This window comes from Fictibacillus sp. NPDC058756, from assembly GCF_042746035.1.
Classification (GTDB): domain Bacteria; phylum Bacillota; class Bacilli; order Bacillales; family Fictibacillaceae; genus Fictibacillus.
In genome coordinates this window covers 1,788,481-1,806,102 of sequence record NZ_JBHYPU010000001.1, presented here as the reverse complement: position 1 = coordinate 1,806,102, position 17,622 = coordinate 1,788,481, and the positions used below count along the sequence as shown (strand labels likewise).

Annotated in this window: 21 protein-coding genes and 1 riboswitch; of the genes, 15 read left to right on the top strand and 6 right to left on the bottom strand. The window is 36.1% G+C overall.

All coding sequences use genetic code 11. The features are described from left to right. The first annotated feature begins 9 nt into the window (after nucleotides 1-9). The 6 genes from ACFW35_RS09095 (at nucleotide 10) to ACFW35_RS09070 (ending at nucleotide 6,593) form a co-directional block, all read left to right on the top strand. Nucleotides 10-1,488, top strand: coding sequence for a glutamate synthase subunit beta (locus tag ACFW35_RS09095; RefSeq protein WP_379845210.1), 1,479 nt, complete (start codon nucleotides 10-12; stop codon nucleotides 1,486-1,488). A 105-nt stretch (nucleotides 1,489-1,593) separates the two neighbouring features. Continuing rightward, a complete protein-coding gene (locus ACFW35_RS09090) occupies nucleotides 1,594-2,523 on the top strand; it encodes a manganese-dependent inorganic pyrophosphatase (protein ID WP_379845209.1) in 930 nt (309 codons plus the stop codon). 327 nt (nucleotides 2,524-2,850) lie between these two features. Beyond that, nucleotides 2,851-2,957: riboswitch (TPP riboswitch) on the top strand. A 91-nt stretch (nucleotides 2,958-3,048) separates the two neighbouring features. Then, a complete protein-coding gene (gene tenA / locus ACFW35_RS09085) occupies nucleotides 3,049-3,759 on the top strand; it encodes a thiaminase II (protein ID WP_379845207.1) in 711 nt (236 codons plus the stop codon). Next, a complete protein-coding gene (locus ACFW35_RS09080; protein ID WP_379845205.1) occupies nucleotides 3,752-4,333 on the top strand; it encodes an ECF transporter S component in 582 nt (193 codons plus the stop codon). Before tenA ends, ACFW35_RS09080 begins: the two co-directional genes overlap by 8 nt. Before the next feature lie 15 nt (nucleotides 4,334-4,348). Then, nucleotides 4,349-5,818: an ABC transporter ATP-binding protein gene (locus ACFW35_RS09075; protein WP_379845204.1), complete on the top strand. Its 1,470-nt coding sequence runs from the start codon at nucleotides 4,349-4,351 to the stop codon at nucleotides 5,816-5,818. Then, on the top strand, nucleotides 5,802-6,593 hold the full coding sequence (locus ACFW35_RS09070) for an energy-coupling factor transporter transmembrane component T family protein (protein WP_379845202.1): 792 nt from the start codon (nucleotides 5,802-5,804) through the stop codon (nucleotides 6,591-6,593). Before ACFW35_RS09075 ends, ACFW35_RS09070 begins: the two co-directional genes overlap by 17 nt. A gap of 43 nt (nucleotides 6,594-6,636) precedes the next feature. Here ACFW35_RS09070 and ACFW35_RS09065 read toward each other — a convergent pair whose 3' ends face one another. Both ACFW35_RS09065 and ACFW35_RS09060 read right to left on the bottom strand, forming a co-directional pair. After that, nucleotides 6,637-6,933 carry a hypothetical protein gene (locus tag ACFW35_RS09065; RefSeq protein WP_379845200.1) on the bottom strand — a complete coding sequence of 99 codons (297 nt, stop codon included), beginning with the start codon at nucleotides 6,931-6,933 and terminating at the stop codon, nucleotides 6,637-6,639. Between the two features lie 111 nt (nucleotides 6,934-7,044). Further along, the gene (locus ACFW35_RS09060; protein ID WP_379845199.1) at nucleotides 7,045-7,665 is read right to left on the bottom strand and encodes a DUF2238 domain-containing protein; all 621 of its coding nucleotides are present in this window, start codon (nucleotides 7,663-7,665) and stop codon (nucleotides 7,045-7,047) included. 105 nt (nucleotides 7,666-7,770) lie between these two features. On the opposite strand from ACFW35_RS09060, the gene ACFW35_RS09055 reads away from it, so the two are divergent. The 3 genes from ACFW35_RS09055 to ACFW35_RS09045 are packed head-to-tail and all read left to right on the top strand — an operon-like array spanning nucleotide 7,771 to nucleotide 9,340. After that, complete coding sequence (locus ACFW35_RS09055; RefSeq protein ID WP_379845197.1) at nucleotides 7,771-8,640, top strand: chemotaxis protein; 870 nt, start codon at nucleotides 7,771-7,773, stop codon at nucleotides 8,638-8,640. 39 nt (nucleotides 8,641-8,679) lie between these two features. After that, nucleotides 8,680-8,844 carry a DUF6944 family repetitive protein gene (locus ACFW35_RS09050; RefSeq protein WP_379847444.1) on the top strand — a complete coding sequence of 55 codons (165 nt, stop codon included), beginning with the start codon at nucleotides 8,680-8,682 and terminating at the stop codon, nucleotides 8,842-8,844. A 31-nt stretch (nucleotides 8,845-8,875) separates the two neighbouring features. Beyond that, nucleotides 8,876-9,340, top strand: coding sequence for an aminoacyl-tRNA deacylase (locus ACFW35_RS09045; protein WP_379845196.1), 465 nt, complete (start codon nucleotides 8,876-8,878; stop codon nucleotides 9,338-9,340). A 62-nt stretch (nucleotides 9,341-9,402) separates the two neighbouring features. Here ACFW35_RS09045 and ACFW35_RS09040 read toward each other — a convergent pair whose 3' ends face one another. The 3 genes from ACFW35_RS09040 to ACFW35_RS09030 form a co-directional block, all read right to left on the bottom strand. Further along, nucleotides 9,403-9,990, bottom strand: coding sequence for an AbrB family transcriptional regulator (locus ACFW35_RS09040; protein WP_379845194.1), 588 nt, complete (start codon nucleotides 9,988-9,990; stop codon nucleotides 9,403-9,405). After that, nucleotides 9,948-10,496: an AbrB family transcriptional regulator gene (locus tag ACFW35_RS09035; protein WP_379845193.1), complete on the bottom strand. Its 549-nt coding sequence runs from the start codon at nucleotides 10,494-10,496 to the stop codon at nucleotides 9,948-9,950. Before ACFW35_RS09035 ends, ACFW35_RS09040 begins: the two co-directional genes overlap by 43 nt. A gap of 85 nt (nucleotides 10,497-10,581) precedes the next feature. Continuing rightward, nucleotides 10,582-11,220 carry a YczE/YyaS/YitT family protein gene (locus ACFW35_RS09030; protein WP_379845191.1) on the bottom strand — a complete coding sequence of 213 codons (639 nt, stop codon included), beginning with the start codon at nucleotides 11,218-11,220 and terminating at the stop codon, nucleotides 10,582-10,584. Between the two features lie 155 nt (nucleotides 11,221-11,375). On the opposite strand from ACFW35_RS09030, the gene aac(6') reads away from it, so the two are divergent. Beyond that, nucleotides 11,376-11,819 carry an aminoglycoside 6'-N-acetyltransferase gene (aac(6'), locus tag ACFW35_RS09025; RefSeq protein WP_379845189.1) on the top strand — a complete coding sequence of 148 codons (444 nt, stop codon included), beginning with the start codon at nucleotides 11,376-11,378 and terminating at the stop codon, nucleotides 11,817-11,819. 290 nt (nucleotides 11,820-12,109) lie between these two features. On the opposite strand, the gene ACFW35_RS09020 is transcribed toward aac(6'), so the two are convergent. Further along, nucleotides 12,110-12,376: a hypothetical protein gene (locus ACFW35_RS09020; RefSeq protein WP_379845188.1), complete on the bottom strand. Its 267-nt coding sequence runs from the start codon at nucleotides 12,374-12,376 to the stop codon at nucleotides 12,110-12,112. A 280-nt stretch (nucleotides 12,377-12,656) separates the two neighbouring features. On the opposite strand from ACFW35_RS09020, the gene galT reads away from it, so the two are divergent. From galT to ACFW35_RS08995, 5 genes are all read left to right on the top strand, one after another. Further along, a complete protein-coding gene (gene galT / locus ACFW35_RS09015; RefSeq protein WP_379845186.1) occupies nucleotides 12,657-13,643 on the top strand; it encodes a galactose-1-phosphate uridylyltransferase in 987 nt (328 codons plus the stop codon). Nucleotides 13,644-13,771: 128 nt separating this feature from the next. Further along, nucleotides 13,772-15,448, top strand: a complete 1,677-nt coding sequence (locus tag ACFW35_RS09010; protein WP_379845184.1) for a DUF6044 family protein — start codon at nucleotides 13,772-13,774, stop codon at nucleotides 15,446-15,448. Nucleotides 15,449-15,467: 19 nt separating this feature from the next. Further along, nucleotides 15,468-16,505, top strand: coding sequence for a glycosyltransferase family 2 protein (locus tag ACFW35_RS09005; RefSeq protein ID WP_379845182.1), 1,038 nt, complete (start codon nucleotides 15,468-15,470; stop codon nucleotides 16,503-16,505). Next, nucleotides 16,459-16,893, top strand: a complete 435-nt coding sequence (locus tag ACFW35_RS09000) for a GtrA family protein (RefSeq protein WP_379845181.1) — start codon at nucleotides 16,459-16,461, stop codon at nucleotides 16,891-16,893. Before ACFW35_RS09005 ends, ACFW35_RS09000 begins: the two co-directional genes overlap by 47 nt. A gap of 12 nt (nucleotides 16,894-16,905) precedes the next feature. Continuing rightward, complete coding sequence (locus tag ACFW35_RS08995; RefSeq protein WP_379845179.1) at nucleotides 16,906-17,481, top strand: hypothetical protein; 576 nt, start codon at nucleotides 16,906-16,908, stop codon at nucleotides 17,479-17,481. Nucleotides 17,482-17,622 lie beyond the last annotated feature (141 nt).

Below are 17,622 nucleotides of genomic sequence, written 5' to 3'. Positions count from 1 at the left end.
GAGATGATCATGGGTAAACCAACTGGTTTTTTGGAGTTCCCGCGAGAAGATACAATAGAGAGAAAACCTCTCCACCGTCTGAAGGATTGGAAAGAATATACGGAAAAACAGCCGGAAGATATGCTTAAAAGACAAAGTGCGAGATGTATGGATTGTGGAACACCATTTTGCCATATCGGTATAGAGATCAATGGGGCAGCATCAGGCTGTCCCATCAATAATCTGATTCCTGAATGGAATGATCTTGTATACCGCGGAAAATGGAAAGAAGCGCTTGACCGTCTATTAAAAACAAATAATTTCCCTGAATTTACTGGTCGAGTTTGTCCTGCTCCTTGTGAAGGATCTTGTACGGTCGAATTGGCCGGGCCAGCTGTTACCATCAAGAATATTGAACGAGCGATTATCGATAAAGGCTTTGAAAATGGATGGATTAAACCTAGAATTCCGAAAAAGCGTACAGGAAAAAGAATTGCTATTGTCGGTTCTGGACCAGCTGGTCTTGCAGCTGCGGATCAATTGAATCAGGCAGGACACTCTGTAACTGTTTTCGAAAGAGATAACCGTGCTGGAGGACTTCTCACATACGGTATTCCAAACATGAAGCTTGATAAAGATATTGTAAAGCGCAGAATCACGCTTTTAAGACAAGAAGGAATTGATTTCGTTCTTAATACCGAAATCGGAAAAGATGTTATGCCTGAAGATCTCAAAGCTGATTTTGATTCTGTAATCCTTTGCACAGGTGCCCAAAAACAAAGAGATTTGAATCTTGAGGGAAGAGAAGCAAAAGGCGTACATTTTGCCATGAAATATTTAACTCAATCCACTAAACGGTTATTAAATGATAAAATCAGCGAACCTCTAATAGACGCTAAAGATAAAAATGTTATTGTAATCGGCGGCGGTGATACTGGTGCAGATTGTGTCGCAACTGCTTTACGCCAAAAATGTAAAAGTGTTGTTCAATTCGGGAAGCATCCTAAATTACCGGATGTAAGAAGCAAAGCAAACATGTGGCCTGAACAGCCTTATATTTTCACGATGGATTATGCATATGAAGAAGCAACTGCACAATTCGGGTCAGATCCAAGAGAATATTCGGTTCAAACAAAGAAATTGGTTGCTGATGAAAACGGAAATTTAAAAGAACTTCATACGATTCAAATGAAGAGAACCTCAGATGAAAATGGTAATCTTTCATTTGAAGAGATTCCAGGTACTGAAAAAGTATGGCCTGCAGATCTTGTTTTTATCGCAATCGGTTTTGAAGGAACAGAACAGCCAGTTTTGAAGCAATTCGGTGTAGAAACAAAGAATAATAAAGTAGATGCGAAACATGGGGATTATAAGACAAACGTAGATGGTGTTTTTGCCGCTGGCGATTCCAGACGCGGGCAAAGTTTAATCGTTTGGGCAATCCAAGAAGGACGAGACTGTGCTAAAGAAGTTGATAAACATCTAATGGGCAGTACAGTTTTGCCTTAAGTGTTTTTTCCATGCTACAATAAACTCTAAAAGCCAAAAGCGTTTATTCTATGATAAAATAAGGGCTGGCTATGAAAATTCTATTTATAAATAAGGAGTAGAAGCATGGAAAAAGTACTTATTTTTGGTCATAAAAATCCCGATACTGACACAATAACATCTGCAATTGTATATGCAGATCTAAAAACAAAACTTGGACTAAATGTTGAGCCGGTTCGCTTAGGCGAAATTAATGGTGAAACAAAGTATGCACTTGATTATTTTAAAGCAGATCTTCCTCGCTTAGTGGAAACTGTTTCTGAGGAAACAAACGCTGTCATTTTAGTAGACCATAACGAACGTCAGCAAAGTGCTAATGACATTGATAAAGTACGTGTTTTAGAAGTTATCGATCATCACCGCATCGCAAACTTTGAAACAAGTGATCCATTATATTACCGTGCTGAGCCTGTTGGGTGTACAGCTACGATTTTAAATAAGATTTATAAAGAAAAAGGAATTAAAGTAGAAAAGAACATTGCTGGATTAATGCTTTCTGCGATCTTTTCTGATTCTCTTTTATTAAAGTCACCAACTTGTACAGAAGAAGATGTTGAAGCAGCTCGAGAGCTGGCTGAAATCGCTGGCGTAGATGCAGAAGCTTATGGCCTTGAAATGCTAAAAGCTGGAGCAGACTTAAGCGATAAGTCCGTAGAAGAGCTAATCTCACTCGACGCAAAAGAATTTAACATTGGCGCAAGCAAAATAGAAGTAGCTCAAGTGAATACAGTAGATGCTAGTGATGTATTAAAACATCAAGACGACCTAGAAACTGCAATTTCGAAAGTAATTGATGAAAAAGAATTAGACTTATTCATGTTCGTAGTAACAGACATTCTAACAAATGATTCAACAGCACTTGCACTCGGAAAAAGAGCTCAATCTGTTGAAGACGCATATAACGTGAAGCTTGAAAACAATACAGCTGTATTAAAAGGTGTAGTATCACGTAAAAAACAGATTGTACCTGTACTAACAGAAGCAATGAGCAAATAATATTAATTCTAAGGTCTGTAAAGTAATTGTCGCTTTCAACTCATTTCTTCATTGACAAGTTGATTGAAGTGCAAGGTGCGAGACTCCTGGGGGATCAGCGGGACAGGTGAGACTCCTAAGGGCGCAAAGGGCAGAGGAGGCTCACCGCACGCCCCCCGGAAAGCGAGCATCCTGAAACGGAAATCAACTACTTTCAAAAACAACATCGAATACGAAAACAGCCATTCAAAAAAGATGGAGAGATCCATCTTTTTTAATTGCTATTTTAGTTGACAATTATAACTAGCCTGTTATGATTTAAAACATAATACCAACTTAATAATTTTACGAAACCACTAGGGGTGCCTTTTAAAGGCTGAGATCGAAGTTTGACTTCGAGACTCTTAGAACCTGATCTGGATTATACCAGCGTAGGGAAGTGGCTGTTACGGAAACTTTATTACTTATTATGTTTTCTCTACAACCACTTTCTATTGCTGAAAGTGGTTTTTTTGTTGGTTAAAAACTATCTTGAGGAGGACTTATATGCCTGCGTTTACTGAAGAACTGCGTAAACAAGCTGACCAAATCTGGGAAGCCAATCTCAATCACCCATTCGTAAGAGGAATTGCCGAGGGGAATCTGCCTTTAGAAAAATTTAAATATTATGTGCTGCAAGATTCTTATTACTTATCACATTTTGCAAGAATTCAAGCATTAGGAGCTGCAAGAGCTGATGATTTATACACAACCTCCAGAATGGCTGCACATGCTCAAGGGACGAATGAAGCAGAGTTAGCACTGCACGAAAGGTTTATTAAACAACTTCATATCACAGCAGAAGAACTAGCTGAATTTGAACCTGCACCAACCGCTTATAATTACACTTCACACTTGTATCGAGTTGCTGACACTGGAAGTTTAGGTGAAATAATTGCGGTCATTCTTCCATGCTATTGGATTTATCATGAAATCGGAGAAAGGTTTGAAGGGGCTGAGCCAAAAGAACCTATATACCAGGAATGGATCGCTGCATATGGAGGAGAGTGGTTTGGTCAGCTTGTTCAAGAACAAATAAGCCGATTAGATAACTTAGCAGAGAATGCGAGTCACGCTGAAAGAAAAAAAATGACACAGCACTTTTTACTCAGCTGCCAGTTTGAATATTTGTTTTGGGAGATGGCTTTTACATTAGAAAAATGGCCGGTTCCAAATACGCGCATCTTAAGCAGTGAGAGGAGAACTGAAAATGTCTAAGAGATTAAAGTTGACTGATATATTAGTCACGATTGTAATTTCGACCGGTTTTGGAATTCTTTATAAACTATGGGGACCTCTCTATTATGCCGTTAAACCATTAGGTCTTCACATTGATCAATTAATCTATGGGATGTGGTTTATGGCTGCAACAGCGGCATTTTTGATCATTCGCAAACCAGGAGTGGCTCTCCTTGCAGAAGTTGCTGCTTCTTCAGGAGAATTTTTAATGGGATCAGAATTCGGGCTAGAGGTATTGTTATATGGTATAGCTCAAGGTTTATTTGCTGAACTCTTACTCATGGCATTTAGGTATAAACGTTATGATTTATTGGCTGTTTCATTGGCAGGGATAAGTTCTTGTCTAGGCTCTTTAATCTTGGACTTTTATAAAGGATATATTGGTGATTTATCAACTTGGAATCTTATCCTCTATATTGGATTTAGATTTATCGGAACCATCCTTTTTACAGGAGTCTTTGCTATTGCCATCGTGAAGGCACTTGAAGCAACTGGTGTTACCAATCTCGTCAGATCTTCATCACGAAAAGATTTTGAATCATTGGATCAATAAAAGAGGTGTTTGTTTATGGAATGTATTACATCCGTTAACAAGTTGAGATTAAAGTTTCCAGAAGAGGAAGGACTATTATTTAAAGATTTGTCTGTTTCATTTCAAAAAGGTGAAAAAGTATTATTACTTGGGCCGTCGGGATGCGGAAAATCTACACTTCTGCAAGTCTTATCGGGGCTCATTCCACAATCGATTGATATTCCAATCAAAAGTGAGAGCATAAAAATCCCCGATTCATGGGGATTTGTATTTCAGGATTCTGATTCACAGTTCTGTATGCCATTTGTTGATGAAGAAATTGCGTTTGTTTTAGAAAATCTTAGAGTACCGAGAAAAAAAATGCCTATCAGAATTAAAGAGCTTCTACATACTGTCGGTCTCCACCTTGATGACATTCATACGGAGATTCGAACACTTTCTGGGGGAATGAAACAGCGTTTAGCACTAGCATCAGTTTTAGCTTTAGATCCTGAGGTGATATTTTTAGATGAACCAACTGCATTAATTGATGAAGAGGGTACTGCACAAGTATGGGATACTGTTAAAGTTATTTCAAAAGATAAGACGGTAATCATTGTTGAACATAAAATTGATCAGATCATAGATTTTATCGATCGAGTTATTGTTTTTACACATGACGGAAAAATCATTGCGGATGGAAATTCAACATATGTTTTTTCCAATTTCAAAGATGAGCTTAAAAAATTTGGAATATGGTTTCCCGGTGCATGGGAGGAATATAAAGAAGAGAATGTCCAAAACACTTTCACGAAACACAGTGTTAATATGCTGCGTTTAGAAAACTTTCAAGGATACAGAAAAAAAGAAATTGCGATTACTTTAGAAAAAGCTGCCGTTCACTCTGGTGAATGGATTACTGTTACAGGAGATAATGGGGCTGGGAAAAGCACGCTGTTATTATCGATGATGCAATTACTAAACACATCCGGTGATTACAGAATCGATGGACGACCAATAAAGAATTTTTCTGACTTGCAGAACAAAGCATATTATGTTTTTCAAAATCCTGAATATCAATTTTTAACGAATAGTGTAATAGATGAGATTACTTATGAATTAAGGCAAAGAAACGAAGAGAATAATGTAGATGTTATTAAAAAGGCAAATGAACTCTTAACAATATTCGGGTTGAATGATAAACAGAAACAACATCCTTATAATCTGTCACTTGGTCAAAAGCGGCGATTGAGTGTGGCCACTGCTTTTATACAAAATCCTCAGTTATTATTATTGGATGAGCCTACTTTTGGACAGGATTCTAAAAATACATTTAAGCTGCTTGAATTGTTGCAAGAAGAGAGCCAAAAAGGAACAATCATCATTATGGTCACACATGATTTAAATATCATACATCATTTTGCCACTAGAATATGGGAAGTAAAGAATGGAAAAGTTATCAACGACTGGAAGAAGGATAAGAAAAAAAGAGGATCAGGGGATAACGTGTATGCATACAGCATTTAAAGAAAGATGGCTGCATAAGATTAACCCTGCTCTTAAACTATTAACACTCACTTTTTTATTTATATTTGCTGTAACGATCCATCATTTGAATTTTATGATTAATTTTACATTGACCGTCTCTATATTGTTCTTCTTTTGTACAGGTCAACCCTATAAACATACTTTACTTTTTCTCCTTCCTTTTTTACTTGTATTTTTCTCAACGGCAGTTTCTATGATTTTATTTGGAAAAGGCGAAATAACTTTATTGAAATGGGGGCTTATACACGTTACAGAGGAAAGTTTATATAGGGGTTTGCACTTAGGTTTTAGAGCACTTGCATTTGCGATGATGGGTATAACATTCGTTTTGACGACAAAGCCAGTCCAGCTCTTTTATTCACTGATGCAGCAGCTTAAACTTCAGCCAAAATATGCTTATAGTTTTATGGCGGCAATTCGGCTGATTCCAATTATGTTTGAAGAATTACAGACCATTCGGGATGCACAGAAAGTCAGAGGAGTTCAAAGTCAAAAAGGAATAACGAATGTGCTGAAGAGTATTAAATCACTCCCGATTCCTATGCTTTCACAAAGTATACGAAGAGCTTTTCGTATTGCAGTTGCCATGGAAGCGAAAAGGTTTAATTCTTCAAACGAAAGAACATTTTATTATCATATAGGATTTTCAATTTATGACCTGTTATTTATCGGTTACTTTGTTTTAACGATAAGTTTAGCTTATTTATTTGCATTGGAATTCCCGCTCTTTCCTGTAACAGACGTAAGGAATTAAAAGAGAAAGGCACACTCAAGTCATTCGAGTGTGCTTTCTTACGTTACGGGATAATAATACGATTATTTTGTTCTAACAAAATCGTATATTCACCTTTGTTTAATTTTTGATATATGGGATAGGGGACTGTTAGTGCATCACCAGTTGAAAGAACAATTTTGTAGTTTGGCTTAATTGTCGTTGCAGTCCCCAGATCTATAATTTGTTCAGAACGAATTTTATAAAGGATGTGACCCCTGTATTCAGTAACCTTAAATTCTTCCTCTACATAACCTGTCCATCCAAAATATAGGAGAAAACCTGCTAAGAATGTACTAATTACGATCAGAAAACGTTTCATGATTCCACCTCATTCTATTATTAAACAAAAGCCTAAAAATTATAGAAAGAGGGAAGGAGTATTTAAAAGGATTTGCCTTTTATTTAACTAATATAAATAACAATAATAAATTCATGACCAGCTTTTATCATTCAGGGATTTTATAAATCGATTATGCAATCTCGTTAATAGGAGCAAGGTAATGATTGAACCCGCTAAAGTAAGGGACATGTCCCATTGAGCGTCCCAAATATCTCCTTGAGCACCAACAAAGTCTTTCGTTTTTCTATTTGAAATTCTGCTGGCGATCCATTCAACAATTTCGTAAAACCCAGCAAGCGAGAGAGTCACATTAATCGCTATAAATTGAACCCACTTTCCTATGGGTAAAGCAGTTTTTAAAATTAATATTTCGCGAATAACGATAAAGGTTAATCCTTTAAGAAGGTGGCCAAATCGATCATAGTGGTTTCTTTCAAGCTCATATTTTTTTTGAATCCAATCAAAAAGAGGAACATCATCATACGTAAAATGGCCACCGATAAAGGTCATTATCGTTAATAATGCAATGATGCTGTAAGAAAGACTAGTGAGCCTTACTTTGTTATAAAAATAAAGAACAGCCAAAATGGTAATTACAGAAGGGCCAACTTCTAATATCCATATGGGATAATGTGCAGGCTTAATGATTGACCAAATAAAAAAAGCGATAACCATCGTTAATAGAAATATATGAAAGTAATTTTTTTTCATAATAAAAAATCCCTCACAATCTACTTTTAGTATTGATTTTCTTTTATGGAAGTATACGTTTGCAGCATTATCAGGATTAAATCTAACAAGGGGATGTGAAGCATCATGACAATAAAAATCGCTGTAGCTGTCCTGCATGGGATCGGGGACCAAAAAGAAGATTTTTCAGATATTTTTTCAGAAGAGCTGACTAAAAGATTTTCACAAAATCTAAAACCTTATTTACCAGCCCCAGAAGCAGAGTTAGTTATTCAGCCAATCTATTGGGGCAATGTGTTCAATGGACGAGAAAATGAGATGTGGGAAAAGCTCTCAAAAGCTGCAGAATTAGATTTTGCAAAGCTGAGACATTTTGTTATTCATTTTTTTGGTGATGCCATCGCTTATCAGCCCTCTGCAAATCACAATCCGAACTACATAAAGGTTCATGAAGTCTACGCGAAGGGACTTCAAAAGCTGGGTGAAAAAGCAGGTCAAAACGCACCTTTATTTGTTATAGGTCACAGTTTAGGAACGGTAATTACAAGCAATTATTTTTATGATTTACAATACATACCTGATAGAGTTCCTGAGATGGTGAAAAAAAGTATGGCTGATACACCACTGGAACAAGGAGACACACTGACAGGATTCTATTCTTTAGGAAGCCCGCTGGCTTTATGGAGTTTAAGATATGCTGACTTTGATGTGCCAATAAATGTACCCTCACCTTATCTGAAAAAATATTATCCCAGCCTGAGCGGGAAATGGATAAATATGTACGACAAAGATGATGTCTTTGGGTACCCGCTTAAACCGCTAAATGATGCATATGATAAAGCTGTTGCAAGTGATGTTGAAATAAATAGCGGGAATCTGATCAGCAGCTGGTCACCGTTATCTCATATGCACTATTTCACAACTAATGATTTAATCAATCAAATAGGTGATGACCTCGCTAATACATGGAAACAAATTAATTTAAAAAGCAGCTAATACAATAACAACCATTCAAGTCCTTTATTAAATAAAGCAATCAATGTGATTTCAAATTTATTACAGGCAGCCGGAAACGCCTTACAGGCTCTTGGAGAGAAATTTGAGCTGGATGATCCTAATTGTGACCACGAATACAGTCAGTCTTTAATAGTAGCAGGAAGCTGGATTCAAGCAGTTGGAGCAGTATTATCAGCATTATGATAACTGATCAAAAAAAGAAAGGAAATTAAAATTGGAAAAGTATGAAAATATAATGAAAAAATACATAGAAGAAAACAATCTATCAGCAGAGCATTATACTTTATCAGAGTCTTGTCATTCAGTAGAAGACGCCGCACAAGCAATGGATGCTTCTTCAGATGAGTTCGTAAAAAACATTTGTCTAATCGACGAAAATAAAAGTTTAATTGTCGCAATTGTAAAAGGTGAAGATCGTGCCAGCACAACCCGTGTTGGTAAAGAATTAAATATCTCTAAACCAAGGTTAGCTAATGAAATAGAGATTTTTGAGCAAACTGGTTTTCCTGTTGGAGGGGTGCCTTCTTTTGGATATAAAGCTTTCTTTTTAGTAGATCCTAAAGTAACAGAACAGTCTCATATATATACGGGAGGAGGGTCTCCACATTCCCTTATAAAAATAAGTGTGGAAGAGATGCTAAAAGTTAACGAGGGAAGAGTAGTAAGAGTTAGAAAGTAATTTATGAAGACCCCAATGTCTTTAAGACATTGGGGTCTATTAATGTTTAATAAGGTGAAATATTACTCACCATCGTATTCCTTTTTCTTCAAACTAAACCCTAAGATTAATTTTAATAGGGGAGGTACTGCAAAGAATATGAACAGAATTCTAAATAATTGATAACCCGTAATCATTGATACATCAGCTTCTAATTCATGTCCAATAATTCCCATTTGATCCGCACCGCCAGGGGCAAGGCTTAAGAAACTTGTAATAGCTGAAAATTGATACTGCCATACAAGCAAAAAGCTCATTCCTAATGACATTCCCACTAAAATTAAACTGCTGAATAGGGCAACAGGAATAATTTTTACTTTATGTTTTAATTTATCAGGTTTTAGTAATAAACCTATATAACCACCAATCATAAATTGAGAGATATCCAAAACTGCAGATGGGAGAGGCGGTCCCTGAACACCTGATACATTCAAAAAAGCGATCCCTAGAATTGGTCCTAATAAATAGGCTGTGGGCAGATTTATCTTTTTTCCTATAAGAGCAATTAATACAGAAAATATCGCAAATGAAATGATTTGCGGAAAAAACTCCTGCTGCACATTAGTGCTTATAACTTGTGGAACAGTTTCCAATCCTTCTTTAGAAAACAAGGGACTGAAAATAAGAAAGGGATAATCATAATAACTCTGATCACTTGAAAGAAAGTAACAGTGGTAATATCAATTCCTTTTGTTTCTTCTGCAAATGATATGATTTGCGATAAACCTCCTGGAATACTGCTAGTTAAAGCTGTAGGGAAATTAATGTCGGTAATACGTGAAATAAAAAAAGCCATTCCGGTACATATCAATATAAGGAGGAACGTCATAAATGCCATCGATGGAAGCTTTGATATCATCGTAAAGAGTGTATCCCGTGTAAAAGTAAGACCGATTGAATAACCGACAATAATTAACCCTGTATTTCGGATATATATTGGCCAGTGCAGCTTGATTATTCCTAGATTAGAGGCTATTAATACTGCTGTCATCGGTCCCAAAAGCCAAGGGATAGGCAATTTAAAAAAGTAAAAAAAGAATCCACCAATTAAAGCTGACAATAGAGCTATAGATATTTGGAGAAGTTGGTTAGTTTTATAATCTGGTTTACTCTTCATCACAAAACCTTCTTTTGTTACTATTGTTTTTATGCTTGCTTACTATAGTGTAGCACAGTAACTCCATGAACTGTAAGGGATAAACTCAACTGGCTGCTTTCTTTTTATCCTCTATGGATTCCAGCAAATTTTCAATCCATCTCGAACAAAAATGAAAGGAACGCTGAAAGATAGGGCTCTGAATAAAGGTATAGATGAATGTGAAAATGAAGACAGGTCCACCGATTAATAATCCAATTAATAGTACAAGACATTCCATCATAATTCTAACTCTGCTGATAGAAATGCCCGTTTTCTCCGATATTGACAGCATGAAACCATCCCTGGGTCCCGCTCCTATTCCAGCAGCAGAATACATACCACCGCCTATCCCCATCAAAACAATGCCCATAAATAATATAAGTACATCAAAAGGAAGTCTGGATGAGCTAGGGAGCAGTTCAAAATATAAAAAAGTATCTACCAATACACCAACTAAAACAGCATTTAAAAAAGTACCCACGTTTATGTATTTTTTATTAATCTTTAATGTTATTGAGATCAGAACAAGTCCCACAATAATGTTCCATGTGCCAATCGTTAATCCGAATTTATCAAATAAAGCGATATTTAAAACATCCCATGGGCTTACCCCTAAATATTTCACTTGAATGGCTAATGCAATTCCATAGCTGAAGATGCATAACCCAATTACAAAAAAGAAAATCTTAATTCCATATCTCATCTGCTATCCCTCTTTTCCATAATTAAGTCTATAAATTAATTAGACTATAAAGGAAAGAAATATAAAAAGAAACTTAAAAGATTTATAATTATGAAGGAGAATTCAACCGAATTATTCGAATGGTAAGAGATAAATAAAAAATAAGAGGGGTACACATGGACTCTATAGTTGAAGCAAGTGAACAATATCTAGATCATTTAACAGAAATGGGTGTAGATCTTTGGCCAAATAATGATTTTGACGAGTTAAAAAAGGAGTTTTCAGATCTTATTTATTCATCGAAAGATAAGGTGTTCCTGTACATAATAAATGAAAAATCTTCAGCATTTATTCATGTCTCAATCAGAAGTGATTATGTAGAAGGAGCAGTTTCAAGTCCAACAGGTTTTGTTGAAGGTATTTATGTATCGCCTAATTTAAGAAGAAGGGGAATATCAAAAAAACTATTAGATAAAGGGGAAACATGGCTTAAGAGCAAAGGGTGTTCTCAAATCGGTTCAGATATTGAACTTAATAATGAAACAAGCTATTTGTTTCATACACAAGTTGGATTTAAGGAAGCTAACCGGCTGATTGCATTTATTAAGGATATTAATTAAGGATGTTTTCTTTGTTGCTCTTGAAAGTGGTTAATTTCCGTTCCAGGATGCTCGCTTTCCGCGGGGCGTGCGGTTAGCCTAAGTGAAAAATATGAAGTGCTGCTCCTGTGTCTACAAGAAAATCCGCCGAAGCGAGCTTCCTCGTCGCATGCCTTGCGAGAAGAATATTCAGGTAGCTGGCACGCTGATCCCGCCGGAGTCTCGCACCTTGGGCTCCAATTAACTAGTCGAAGAAGCGTACTCCACAAAAAATGTTCAAAAAGCAACAAGCTTTTAGAAATGAGCCTTAATTAAAGAAAGAATAATAGTGAGGGCAGCCACATGGAAAGAAACACAATAAACACCCCCGCAAGAATAAAACCGTTCAGCCAAAACTTTTTTGCTTTATGTGAATAAAGCAGTTTCCATGTTCCCAAAAAGATAAGCACGATTCCGGTTAGAAAAATAAACAAAGAAATAATCCCGCTTGTTTTTAATATTGTGTTACCGACTACTATCGCAGCCGCAGCAAATAACAGAATGATTATCTTGGGATTAACTTTACTTTTCACCTTCATATTAGTTCCTCCAAAAAGACATGAGAAAATAGCTCTCATGCTTTTTTTTATCTAAATAATTTTTTCACTACCATTCTACTTCCGTAATATTCGGAAAAGAAGTGTACAAGTACATATTGAATCTGGATAGAGGCTAAACTCTTCAAATTTTTAAATCATTCATGTTCTTTAACCACCATTAATAAAATTAATTAAAGACTAATATTCAATAACCCATTAATTTGATAATGGATACCATTCGTGTATTACATCATAAGTATTACTTCTGGGGGTGAGTTGAATGGCTGAACTTCGTTACAATCCGCTTTTGGACAGCTGGGTAATGGTATCCGCAAAAAGACAATTCAGACCTTATTTACCAAAAGATCATTGCCCTTTTTGCCCAGGGTCAGGTAAAGTACCTGAAGATTACGATGTTCATGTATTTCACAATGATTATCCTGTACTTAGAGCTGAACCTCCAGAACCTGAAGATGTAGGAGGAGGCTTGTATCAAACGAGAGAAGCTGCAGGCAGATGCGAGGTTATTCTTTATTCTTCTGATCATAATGCTACGCTCCCCGATCTTACAAGATCACAAATGAAACGGGTAATCGATCTTTGGACAAAAACTTTTGACGAATTAGATAAGGATGAAAAGCACCAATATGTAATGATTTTTGAGAACAGAGGAGAAGAAGTGGGAGTAACGATTACTCATCCTCACGGTCAAGTTTATGCCTATCCTTTTATTCCTCAAAAAGTGAAGGTTGAGTTAGATAATTGTAAAAAGTACTTACAAAAAACTGGACGAAATATGTTTGATGACATGATTAAAGAGGAGAAACGGTTTGGTCAAAGAGTAGTTTTAGAGAATGATTATTTTATTGCATTTATTCCTTTTTTTACTGACACTCCTTTTGGTCTTTTTATTGTAAGTAAAGAAAATAAAACGGCACTGACGGATTTTTCTGAAGAAGAAAAGAACGCTTTGGGCGATATTCTTCAAGAAGTGATTGGCGGAATGGACCGCTTATTTAACCGTACGTTTCCATTTATGATGGGTATCCATGGAAGACCCAGCAATTCAGACAATGTTGAGAGCTATTATCGTTTTCACATAGAGTTTTATTCACCAATGCAAACAAAGGAAAAATTAAAACTAAATGCAGCTTCTGAGACTGCGGGCTGGGCAGTAGCTATTCCGACAAGAGCAGAAGACAATGCTGTTTTACTAAGGAAAGCCATTCAGGAATTTTGGGATAATGGCGGAATAAAAAATAAATAAATGTACAGCAATCATTCAATTCCGGGCACTTATATAAGTGTCTTTTTTTATTGGCCACATATAGGGTATACAATATTTTTTTTATGTTAAACCTGAATACGACTCTATTTTAGTGATGGGGTGTTCTCATGTCATTTAAAAAGATTACTTCAAATGAACAGAAATTGCTGTACATTGCACTATCAATTATTCTTCTCTATTTATCACCTTTATTTATTTTAGGAGAAAATGCACATATTCGTGTTCATGATAACCTTGATTCAAATCTCGCCTGGTATAAAGTTTTAAAAGAAAGCGGACAGATTTTTGGCGGGGTAAATTCAACAATTCCTCAGATTATTAACGGCCTTCCCCGGAATGCACTTGGAACAGAATTTAGTGGTATTATCTGGCTTCACGCAATATTCCCTACAATGATTGCTTATGCGATAAGTCAAAGCATAACAAGGTTTTTTGCTTTTGTAGGCATGTATTTATTATTAAAAAAACATTTCTTAAACGAGAAAAAGTATGCAGTGATCACGATTGGTACTGCCCTGGCTTTTGCTCTCACTCCATTTTGGCCGTCGGGGATGCTCAGCACACTTGGTATGCCTTTAGCATTATGGGCATTCTTAAATATTCGTAATGGTGAAAAAGGGTGGAAGAACTATTTGGTTCTTGCTCTTTTGCCCCTTTATTCGAGTTTTGTTTTAGGCTTTTTCTTCTTTTTATTTGCAATGGGTATTTTTTGGCTTACAGATGTACTCCGTAAAAAGGGCTGGAATTGGCGGTTCTTTTTTTCAATCTTGTTTATGACTTTCGTATTTATGTTAGTTGAATATCGATTAGTGTACTCGTTTATTTATGACGATGAACCGAATACAAGAGACGAGTATTTTCATGCAAGATTGCCATTTTGGTGGGTGACCAGGCTTACATTTAAGAACTTTGTACTTGGTCATACTCATGTCATGACTGTTCATGGTTTGTTTATATTGCTTGTTACCATACTCGCTTTGATTGTTGTCATTTGGAAAAGGCTTTGGCAGCAGGAGAAAGTTTTTGTTTTCCTATTAGCACTAAATTTTGTACTGTCAGCATGGTATGCGTTTTGGTTTTATAAAGGCTGGCTTCCTTTAACAGAACGGTTTCATTTTATGGATACTTTTAATTTTGCGAGGTTTCACTTTTTACGTCCCTTAGTGATTTATATGGGCTTTGCTTTGGGTCTTAAAATTATTTGGGACTATAAAACACTTAAAAATACCGTTCCTTATTTTATCTTAGGACAGATTGTATTGTTATGTTTGTTTAACGACGAGTTGATTTATCGTAAAAAACCTACAGTAAAAGAATTTTATGCTGAAGAACTCTTCCAAGACATAGAAAAATATATTGACCGTCCTTTGAATAGCTACAGGATCGCAAATATAGGAATACATCCAGCCATCGCGCAATACAACGGATTTTACACACTGGATACCTATAACAATTTCTATCCATTAACATACAAATACGCCTTTCGGGAAATAATGGATAAAGAATTAGCAAAAAATAAACGGCTGCGCACCTACTATGATGAGTGGGGAGGACGCTGTTACATATTTACAGACCAACTTGGGAAGCATTATATGTTCAAAAAGAACTCCAGTGAAATGTTAAAGAACGTACAGCTGAATATGGAACCTTTTAAACAGCTTGGCGGAGAATATATTTTTTCGGCGCTTCCTATAGAAAATGCCGCTGAAATAAAACTGGAGTTAGAAAACGTTTTTGAATCCGATACGGCCGCATGGAAAATCTATTTATATAAAGCAATGTAAACAGCCAGGAGGTACTCTCATGAAACAGCCCGCTTTAACAATTGTTGTTCCTTGCTACAACGAAGAAGAAGTATTACCTATTACGATAGATATCCTTCATGTTCTGCTTAAAAGAATGATATCTGAGGAACTTATTTCTGATGAAAGCAAGCTATTATTTGTAGATGATGGCAGCAAGGATCAAACATGGACCATTATTCATAAAGAAAGTTTAAGAAATGAAAATGTCAGGGGTTTAAAGCTAGCAGGAAATGTAGGTCATCAAAACGCCTTGCTTGCTGGACTTTTTACAGCAAAGGAAACTTCAGACTGTGTTTTATCGATTGATGCTGATCTACAAGATGATATCACGGTAATTCCTCTATTTATTGAGCAATTTAATAAAGGCTGTGATATTGTTTATGGCGTTAGAAAAAAGCGAGACTGCGATACATTTTTTAAACGTCATACAGCTGAATTCTTTTATAAGTTCATGAACAAGATGGGTGTAAATCTCGTTTATAATCATGCGGATTTTCGATTGATGAGTAAAAGAGCTTTAATTGAATTGGAAAAGTTCGAGGAAGTAAATATGTTCCTAAGAGGTATTGTACCACTTATCGGATATAAGTCTTCTTCCGTTTATTATGATCGTAAGGAAAGACTGGCTGGAGAAACAAAGTACCCGCTTAAAAAGATGCTTTATTTTGCCTTTGACGGTATTACTTCATTTTCTGTAACTCCTATTCGTTTTGTCCTCCTGACAGGAATGATTTCTTTTTTTGTAAGCTTGTTGTTTGGTGTTTATTTCTTAGGCTTAAAGTTCATCGGAAATACCGAAACCGGGTGGACTTCCCTTATTACTTCCATTTGGCTGATCGGAGGGCTTCAGCTTATTGGCATCGGATTAATTGGCGAATATATCGGCAAAATCTACAAAGAATCAAAGAGGCGACCTAAGTATATCGTTGAAACTGACTCAAATCATCTTCCAAAGCCGCTTCAACTAAAAAATACACAGAGAGCTAAAGATGAATCATATAATCTCAACCTTCGAAAACTTCCTGAAACCAACTAATTCATTTTTAAAATTCGTCTTAGTTGGAGTAATAAATACGTGTATTGGGCTTTCCGTTATCTTTATATTAATGAACCTATTTCATATTGGTTATTGGCCTGCAACTTTTATAGGCAATGCGGCAGGTGCTGCTATAAGTTATATTTTGAATCGGAAATTCACATTTCAAAGTAAAACATCGGTAGGCGGCAGCAGTCTCCGGTTTTTGGCAGTCATTTTGATTTCTTATTTTGGGGCATATAGCCTGAGTGATCAAATTATAAACGCTGCATTTCAGCTTGCAGATCTTCAAATTCTTACTAATAAAGAAGCATCTGTTTTATTGGGTTCTTGTTTATATACTTTCGCTAATTATTTGGGGCAAAAATATTTTGTTTTTATCCGTTGAGGTGACCATACTATGAAAAGAAAATTCCTTTTAATGTTAAGTATTGCATATACCGTTTTTATGGCTTACCTTTGTTTTTACTATTTCACAAAAGGTGAAACCCATAGCTATCAGGTAGCGTTTGGCGGTATCTTCTGTGGACTGGTTCCATTAAGTTTAATTCTTTTTACAAAGATAAAATTTAATATGCCAATCATGCTTTCTTATTTTGCTTTTCTTTTCGCATCACAATATTTAGGATCCATCTTAGGCTTTTATCATCTTGGCTGGTGGGATACTTTCTTACATCTATTAAGCGGAGCACTTTTGGCATTTGTGGGAATTGCACTTTATGAACGTATGACACATCAGCATGCAAGAAGTAATATTTCATATTGGCTTGTATTTCTTTTTGTACTGTCCTTTTCTGTTTTTGGCGGGGTCGTCTGGGAAATCTATGAGTTCAGTATGGATCAGTTCTTTTCGATGACCTTACAGGGCGGAGGAAATTTCGATACGATGATTGATCTTCTTGCCGATACCGCAGGAGGATTGCTAATCGCCATAATTGCATCTGTAAGAACAAAAAGAAGGTTTAAAATGTCTTAAAAACCAAACCAGTTATCCAAACCACTGTTGGGAAACAGTGGTTTTGTTGTGTTTAAATTTAAATGCTTGCTATGTCATTGTTTTTTAACAAACAAAAAACGCTCCATTTACTTAATCTTAATAACGATTTAGTAAGGTGAA

Excerpts from the sequence above, each read along its gene's own strand:
- ACFW35_RS09060 (WP_379845199.1), bottom strand. The coding sequence starts at position 7,665 with ATGAAAAAAAATTACTTTCATATATTTCTATTAACGATGGTTATCGCT.
- ACFW35_RS09065 (WP_379845200.1), bottom strand. The coding sequence starts at position 6,933 with ATGAAACGTTTTCTGATCGTAATTAGTACATTCTTAGCAGGTTTTCTC.
- ACFW35_RS09070 (WP_379845202.1), top strand. The coding sequence starts at position 5,802 with ATGCATACAGCATTTAAAGAAAGATGGCTGCATAAGATTAACCCTGCT.
- ACFW35_RS08995 (WP_379845179.1), top strand. The coding sequence starts at position 16,906 with ATGAAAAGAAAATTCCTTTTAATGTTAAGTATTGCATATACCGTTTTT.
- ACFW35_RS09030 (WP_379845191.1), bottom strand. The coding sequence starts at position 11,220 with ATGAGATATGGAATTAAGATTTTCTTTTTTGTAATTGGGTTATGCATC.
- galT (WP_379845186.1), top strand. The coding sequence starts at position 12,657 with ATGGCTGAACTTCGTTACAATCCGCTTTTGGACAGCTGGGTAATGGTA.
- ACFW35_RS09055 (WP_379845197.1), top strand. The coding sequence starts at position 7,771 with ATGACAATAAAAATCGCTGTAGCTGTCCTGCATGGGATCGGGGACCAA.
- ACFW35_RS09095 (WP_379845210.1), top strand. The coding sequence starts at position 10 with ATGGGTAAACCAACTGGTTTTTTGGAGTTCCCGCGAGAAGATACAATA.
- ACFW35_RS09005 (WP_379845182.1), top strand. The coding sequence starts at position 15,468 with ATGAAACAGCCCGCTTTAACAATTGTTGTTCCTTGCTACAACGAAGAA.
- tenA (WP_379845207.1), top strand. The coding sequence starts at position 3,049 with ATGCCTGCGTTTACTGAAGAACTGCGTAAACAAGCTGACCAAATCTGG.
- ACFW35_RS09035 (WP_379845193.1), bottom strand. The coding sequence starts at position 10,496 with ATGAAGAGTAAACCAGATTATAAAACTAACCAACTTCTCCAAATATCT.
- ACFW35_RS09010 (WP_379845184.1), top strand. The coding sequence starts at position 13,772 with ATGTCATTTAAAAAGATTACTTCAAATGAACAGAAATTGCTGTACATT.
- ACFW35_RS09020 (WP_379845188.1), bottom strand. The coding sequence starts at position 12,376 with ATGAAGGTGAAAAGTAAAGTTAATCCCAAGATAATCATTCTGTTATTT.
- ACFW35_RS09080 (WP_379845205.1), top strand. The coding sequence starts at position 3,752 with ATGTCTAAGAGATTAAAGTTGACTGATATATTAGTCACGATTGTAATT.
- ACFW35_RS09075 (WP_379845204.1), top strand. The coding sequence starts at position 4,349 with ATGGAATGTATTACATCCGTTAACAAGTTGAGATTAAAGTTTCCAGAA.
- ACFW35_RS09000 (WP_379845181.1), top strand. The coding sequence starts at position 16,459 with ATGAATCATATAATCTCAACCTTCGAAAACTTCCTGAAACCAACTAAT.
- ACFW35_RS09090 (WP_379845209.1), top strand. The coding sequence starts at position 1,594 with ATGGAAAAAGTACTTATTTTTGGTCATAAAAATCCCGATACTGACACA.